A 6,570-nucleotide genomic window follows, 5' to 3' on the forward strand; every position below is an offset into this window, starting at 1 on the left:
ACTGCGACGTTTCCGGTCGTCCCGGACGACAAGAATAGTTCAGCTTGGAACAAGGCCGGCTTCGGCTGCCGATGCCTGCCCGGTGGAAAGCGCTTCCCTTACTGCCAGCGCGGCCATGGCGAGGGCGGCCTCGCGGGTCGCGGCGGCGGCGATGAAACGGCCATTGTGGCAAAAGCTCGCGCCCTCTACGCCGCAAGCCGCCTCCAGATCACCATTCGTCAGGCCAGCCCAAGCCGCAGGCAGATCGGCCCGCAGCTCAAACCCTTCCTGGGCGCGGCGGATACCGGTCAGGCACCAGTCCTTTTCGCGCGGGTGAACGACAAACAGCAAATGATCCGCGCCCGCCTTCACGATGGCCGGACGGAACGGCATTCCCATCGGGAGTTCCAGAACCCGCCCCTCGCCGGTATCCACGATTGCCTGGTGCACAAGTGCCTCGGCCCGCAATTTTGCAGCACTTTGACCTATCCTTGCCTCAACGAAACTACGTGCGATGGCCAGCGCGGTGTGGAAGCCGCGATCGTCGGCCTCGGGATCGGTCTCGTCGAACACCGGTTTTAAGGTTTCCAGCAGCGCCGGCAGCGTGAGCCCGGCCAGCGGCCCGGCAACGGAGGGGCTGAGCGCGCCATTGTCCACCAGATCGACCGGCAGCACAAAGCTGGCATCGAACGAGGCATGTACGGCATCGATATTTGCTTCAGGAAGACCGAAGGCGGCGAGATAATCACGGCCATAGTGCTTCCAGATCAATCCGAACGAACTGTAGGGTTGGCCATCGTCCCGCAGCGGCGCACCGCGCTGATGGTGATCGTAGATCCGCTCCGCGGCATCATATTTTCCGCCCACATCGTAGATGATGCGGTCGGCGCCGGGTGTGATCCATTCCTGCGCCCTGCTGCGGATCAGGCGAGCCTGCGGGAAGAGCCGGGTCAGGATGACGCTGGACAGCAGCTCGTCGGCATGGAAGCCACCGGAATGGGTGACGAGGAAATCTGGGATCATGCCGGGATGTGCCTTGTTGTTTGCGGAGGATCGTCTTGAGGTTGGCACCAGATAGCCGTTGCTGGACGTCAGCTCAACCCGTCATTCGCTCTTCTGGTGCGTTAGTCGTTCCCTACCTCGAGCGACAATACGGAACGTTTCGAACGGGGTGGATCGGTGTCTGCGTTGGGCAAGGGCAGCCGTGGCAAACAGCTTTCACCGCACAAAAAGCCCTCGCCTGCCTGCCGGCAAACGAGGGCTCTCGATAAGCAAAATCTGCTAGATCAGATTTCCGCCTGCGACGTCACGATGCGCGAGACCAGACCATAGGTCTTGGCTTCTTCGGCGGACAGCCAGTAGTCGCGGTCCGTATCCTTGGCGATCTTTTCGACCGGCTGACCGGTGGCTTCCGAGAAGATCCTGTTCAGGCGCTCGTTCATCTTGATGATCTCGCGCGCCTGGATCTCGATGTCGGAGGCCATGCCGCGCGTGCCGCCGGACGGTTGGTGCAGCAGGAAGCGCGTGTTCGGCAGGCAAACACGGCGCTCCTTGGGAACCGAGACATAGATCAGCGCACCGGCGGAAGCGACCCAACCCGTGCCGATCATCCAGACCTTCGGCTTGATGAACTTGATCATGTCGTGAATGGAATCGCCTGATTCGACGTGGCCGCCGGGCGAATTCACATAGATGCGGATGTCTTCGTCGCTGGCGGCGGCGAGCGCTACGAGCTGCGCGCAGGTCTTCTGCGCCAGTTCCTGCGTGATGCCGCCATAAATGAAGATCGAACGCGACTTGAAAAGATTCGCCTCCGCGTCCTTGCCCAAGGGCAGCTCCGTCTTCTTGTCTTCCTGTTCGTCTTCGTCGTTCATTCAACTCTCCAGCAGATGCGTCGTTCACCGCACATAGTGCGACTCAATCCGTAAAACAATGCCGGAAAAAGACAAGGCGGGAATAGCACCAGGGAACATGGTGTTATGGCTGCGGATTACCGAAATGTAACTTGAAAGGCTTTGAAAAGCCGACATTGGATCCTACGTCAGGTCAGCGCGATGAGGATCGCGTCCCAAATTTGCAGCAACAGATAGCCAAGGAGGCCATCATGTCGCCTGAAGAACGTCAACTGCTCACCTCTCTCTTCGACCGCGTGCGCGCCGCATCCAGCGCTCAACGCGACGCCGATGCAGAGACCTTCATCAACCAGTCGGTTCGCGACCAGCCCTACGCGCCGTATTTCCTGGCGCAGGCCGTTATCATGCAGGAACAGGGCATGAAGGCTGCCGCCGATCGCATCCAGCAGCTCGAAGCGCGCGTGCACGAGCTCGAGCAGCAGGGGGCCGAGAGCCATCCGCAGGGTCAGAGCGGCGGTTTCCTCGGCGGGCTCGGTTCCCTCTTCGGCGGTGGCCAGCCGCCGCGCGCGCCGGCGCCTCAGGCCGGATATCCGCAACAGCAGGGTCGTCTCTATGATGATTATGCCCGCAACGCCCAACCGCAGCCAGGCCCATGGGGCGGCCAGCAGCCGCAGCCATCCGGCCCGTGGAGCCAGCAGGCAGCAGCCCCCTCGGCCGGCGGCAGTTTCCTGCGCGGCGCTCTCGGCACGGCAGCCGGCGTTGCCGGCGGCGTGATGCTGGCGGAATCGCTCTCCAGCCTGTTCAGCCCGCATCTGGGCGGCACTGGCGGCGGTCTCTTCGGTGGAAATTCCGGCAGCGGCCTCTTCGGAGGCACGGCGGCCAATGCAGCCGAACAGCCAGTGCAGGAAACGATCATCAACAACAACTATTTCGGCAATGACGATAATAGCGATCAGAATGATCAGAGTGCCGCCGATTACGCCCAGGACGCCGCGCAGGACGCCCAGGACGACGCCAATGACGATTCGTTCGACAATGGCGGCGACGACAGCTCGTTTGCCTGACACCAGGCTACCGTGAGCTTAAAGAAAAAGCCGCCATCAGACGGCGGCTTTTTGTTCAGCCTCGACCACGATAGGGCTGCACGCCCTGATCCGGCAGCCATACGCCTTCCGGCGGCTTGCCGGTCTGCCAGAAGACGTCAATCGGGATGCCGCCGCGCGGATACCAGTAGGCGCCGATGCGCAACCACTTGGGGTCCAGCAGTTCCACCAGACGCTTGGCGATGTAGATCGAGCAATCCTCGTGGAATGCGCCGTGGTTGCGGAAGGAATGGAGGAAGAGCTTCAACGACTTCGATTCCACCAGCCACTCGTTCGGCACGTAATCGATGACGATATGGGCGAAATCCGGCTGACCCGTCATCGGGCAAAGCGAGGTGAATTCGGGCGCCGTGAAGCGGACGACATAATCCGTGCCGGCATGGCCGGACGGCACTTTTTCGAGAACGGCCGCTTCTGGGTTCGCTGCCGTTTCTGTCTGGCTGCCGAGCATCGACAGGCCGGAAACATCGGTATTGGGCATATCAGGCCTCCTTGATCACTTTGACGCGGATGCCGTGGGCTTTCTCGCCCTCGGGCTCCACATGAATGGTTATTTCGGCGCCCGCATGGATCACCCGTATGGCGTCTTCAAGGCGGTCGCAGATGCGATGCGCGTCACGCACCGGCATGGCGGCGGGTACTACCATATGGAAGTCGACAAAGGTTACGGATCCCGCCCGGCGCGTCTTCAGATCGTGCACGCCAAGCGACCCCTCGGCATTCTTGGCGATCGCATCCTTGATCACGCTCTCCTCCTCCGGCAACACGGCCTTGTCCATCAGCCCGTCGATGGAACTGGAGATGACCATCCAGCCCTGATAGAGAATGTTGATGGCGACAAGAATGGCAAGCACGGGGTCGAAGATCGGCTGACCGGTGCCAAGCGCCAGCAGCAGGCCGATCAGCACGCCGATCGAGGTATAGACGTCGGACATGATGTGCTGCCCGTCCGCCAATAACGCCGGCGAGCGATGTGCTTTGCCCGCGCGGATCAGCGTCAAGGCCCAGACACTGTTGATGACGCCGGCGACGACGTTGATCGCAAGTCCGAGCGCCGGCGCCTGCATCGGCTGCGGATTGCCCAAATGCCCCACCGCTTCCTGCACGATCATCAGCGCCGCAACGATGATCATCGCCCCCTCGGTGACGGCGGAAAGATATTCCGCCTTGTGATGGCCGAAGGGATGATCGTGGTCGGCCGGCTTCTGCGCGTAACGGATGACAAAGAAGGCAATCAAGGCGGCGACGACGTTGACGAGGGACTCCAGGCCGTCGGACAAAAGCGCCACGGAGCCCGTCAGCCACCAGGCCAGCATCTTCAACCCCATGACGCCAAGCGACAGCGGAATGCCCCACAGGGCGAGCCGCCTGATCGTGTCGTTTCCTTGCCCGCTCATACCCTTCTCCGATATCCGCGCGCCATGCATATGCGAATGAATTGCAAAAAACGCGCCGTTGAAATGCAAAACCGCCCGCGCGAGTTTCGCGCAGGCGGTTCATTGACGGGTTATATGATGCAGGACGCCTCATTTGTCAAAGGAGGCGGCACATTTCTCAGCACAATTCCTCCCGAGCGGGCGGTTCAAACGAAGGGCGGAGCATGAGGAGAAATCCACTTGAAACGACGCTTCGCGGCAATTGGAAGCCGATTATATGCTCGCCTGTGAAGAATCGTGCTGGTAGTTTCGCTTGCGATCGCGCACTAAGCTGTGCTTCAGCCCGATATGCGAAGGTGGACGGCATCGACCGACGAACCGCCGCTCCCTCACGAAACCATGGTTGAACATGTCTGCTCTCGACGACCCCACCGACGCCAATCTTGCGCCCTCCATCGCCGATGCTCCGACAGGCGTATCGGATCATCTGATCGCGGCCGGCGCGTTCTCCGAGGGAGAGCGCAACGCAGTCTATCGCGCCATCGAGACCCGACGCGACGTGCGCGACCAGTTCAGGTCCGACCCGCTGCCGGAGGACCTCGTCAGGCGATTGCTGCAGGCGGCCCATTCCGCCCCTTCGGTCGGCTTCATGCAGCCGTGGAACTTCATTCTGATCCGTCAGCCGGAAACGCGCGAACGCGTCTGGCAGGCGTTCCATCAGGCAAACGAGGAAGCCTGCGCAATGTTCGAGGGCGATCGGCGCGCGCAATATCAGCGGCTGAAGCTGGAGGGCATCCGCAAGGCGCCGCTCAGCATCTGCATCACCTGCGATACCACGCGTGGCGGCCCTGTGGTGCTTGGCCGCACGCATAATCCGGCGACGGATGTCTATTCGACCGTCTGCGCCGTCCAGAATCTCTGGCTCGCCGCGCGCGCCGAAGGTGTCGGCGTCGGCTGGGTCAGCATTTTCCACGAAGAGGCCATCAAGACGATTTTGGGCATACCCGAGCACGTCAAGATCGTCGCCTGGTTGTGCGTCGGCTATGTCGACGAACTCTACGACATGCCGGAACTTTCCGTGAAGGGCTGGCGCGACCGGCTGCCGCTCGACAGGCTGATCTTCGAGGAATGCTGGCAGGATGGCGAGGAGCCCTAAGCTCCGTCACCATCACCGATAGTCCGAATATCACGATTTGAATGCCACAAACGAGATCACGTTCCCGTCCGGATCGCGCACGTGAAAATCGGTGCCGCCCCACGCCTGCTTCGCAAGCGGCTGCGCAAACTCCACGCCCTTGGCCTTGAATTCCTCGAACAGTCCCTGGACATTGGAGACCTCGATCGAAGCCAGGATCAGCGCCTTCTCGCGCGCGGCGGCGGCCGAAAAAAATGGCTGATGGACGAGCCGCAAATGCAGGCAGATACCGTCACGCGAAACCGCGCCATAGAAAGGCGGTGCGCCGTGTAGGAAATCCACCAGAAAGCCCAGCCTATCCCCAAAGAAGGCCGCGCTCGCGGTCACGTCCCGCACGAAGAGGATCGGAACCACATTCATCATGACAGGCGGCTCCGGCGAAGCGGTCGGCACCTTGGGCGCATCCACTGCCACGGCTTTCAGCTCGGCCCAGCTCTTGTGGCCTGCTTCGATGGCGACGATTTCCTGCGCCAGTGTCAGCGGTAACTTCATCGCCAAGACCTCGCGGTCGGTCAGCGATTTGAAGCGCTCCAGCGTTCTAACTCTTTCTCCGATGGAATAATCGCCCTCACGGTGCCAGCGCAGCAATAGCTTGGCTTGTTTGCGATAGGTATCAAGGGTCGGCATGGGCACATTCCTGCTGAGGGTTGTCAGCGGGCGGGCTTAGCCCTTTCGGCCCCAATGCCGATGTGCCCCACGGGAACGTGAAAAGACTAGGTGACCGACTCATAAGATCGGAGCCAAATTCGAATTGAGGCTAGCTGGACGGATGCGAGGAAGTTGTCGTCGCGTTTGTCGTATCGGGTTGCGACTGCTCTGAAGTGTTTGAGTTTGTTGAAGAACCGCTCGACCGCGTTGCGCTGTTTGTAGAGCCATGGGCTGAAGACGGGAATATTGACCCTGTTTGGCATAGGGCGAATACATCCCCATGCGCCACGGGTTTTGAGGTTTTGGCGCAACGCGTCGCTGTCGTAGGCACGATCAGCCAGAAGGATATTTCCGGCCCGAACAGTCTCGAACATATCGGCAGCCGAACGTCCATCATGCGCTTGGCCTGGCGTCAG

8 protein-coding genes are annotated in these 6,570 nt (G+C 61.0%); 2 read left to right on the forward strand and 6 right to left on the reverse strand.

The window, feature by feature from the left end:
- Window positions 1-39: 39 nt before the first annotated feature.
- Both GA0061101_RS28920 and GA0061101_RS28925 read right to left on the reverse strand, forming a co-directional pair.
- Window positions 40-1,002 (reverse strand): MYG1 family protein, encoded by a 963-nt coding sequence (locus tag GA0061101_RS28920; protein WP_092576328.1) that lies wholly within the window; start codon window positions 1,000-1,002, stop codon window positions 40-42.
- A gap of 263 nt (window positions 1,003-1,265) precedes the next feature.
- Window positions 1,266-1,853 (reverse strand): ATP-dependent Clp protease proteolytic subunit, encoded by a 588-nt coding sequence (locus GA0061101_RS28925; RefSeq protein ID WP_037194786.1) that lies wholly within the window; start codon window positions 1,851-1,853, stop codon window positions 1,266-1,268.
- Between the two features lie 230 nt (window positions 1,854-2,083).
- Here GA0061101_RS28925 and GA0061101_RS28930 point away from each other — a divergent pair, with 230 nt between their 5' ends.
- Window positions 2,084-2,896, forward strand: a complete 813-nt coding sequence (locus GA0061101_RS28930; protein ID WP_037195391.1) for a DUF2076 domain-containing protein — start codon at window positions 2,084-2,086, stop codon at window positions 2,894-2,896.
- Between the two features lie 55 nt (window positions 2,897-2,951).
- Here GA0061101_RS28930 and queF read toward each other — a convergent pair whose 3' ends face one another.
- Together queF and GA0061101_RS28940 are read right to left on the reverse strand one after the other, a co-directional pair.
- Complete coding sequence (queF, locus tag GA0061101_RS28935; RefSeq protein ID WP_037194787.1) at window positions 2,952-3,416, reverse strand: preQ(1) synthase; 465 nt, start codon at window positions 3,414-3,416, stop codon at window positions 2,952-2,954.
- Between the two features lies 1 nt (window position 3,417).
- On the reverse strand, window positions 3,418-4,332 hold the full coding sequence (locus GA0061101_RS28940; protein WP_092576331.1) for a cation diffusion facilitator family transporter: 915 nt from the start codon (window positions 4,330-4,332) through the stop codon (window positions 3,418-3,420).
- A 388-nt stretch (window positions 4,333-4,720) separates the two neighbouring features.
- Between GA0061101_RS28940 and bluB the strand changes: the two genes are divergently transcribed.
- Window positions 4,721-5,467: a 5,6-dimethylbenzimidazole synthase gene (gene bluB / locus GA0061101_RS28945; RefSeq protein WP_245297597.1), complete on the forward strand. Its 747-nt coding sequence runs from the start codon at window positions 4,721-4,723 to the stop codon at window positions 5,465-5,467.
- 30 nt (window positions 5,468-5,497) lie between these two features.
- Here bluB and GA0061101_RS28950 read toward each other — a convergent pair whose 3' ends face one another.
- On the reverse strand, window positions 5,498-6,133 hold the full coding sequence (locus GA0061101_RS28950; RefSeq protein WP_092576333.1) for a bleomycin resistance protein: 636 nt from the start codon (window positions 6,131-6,133) through the stop codon (window positions 5,498-5,500).
- Between the two features lie 86 nt (window positions 6,134-6,219).
- On the reverse strand, window positions 6,220-6,570 hold a 351-nt coding region (locus GA0061101_RS28955), incomplete at its 5' end, for a transposase (protein WP_208865040.1).

It is taken from the genome of Martinezella lusitana, assembly GCF_900094565.1.
Taxonomy (GTDB): Bacteria; Pseudomonadota; Alphaproteobacteria; order Rhizobiales; family Rhizobiaceae; genus Rhizobium; species Rhizobium lusitanum.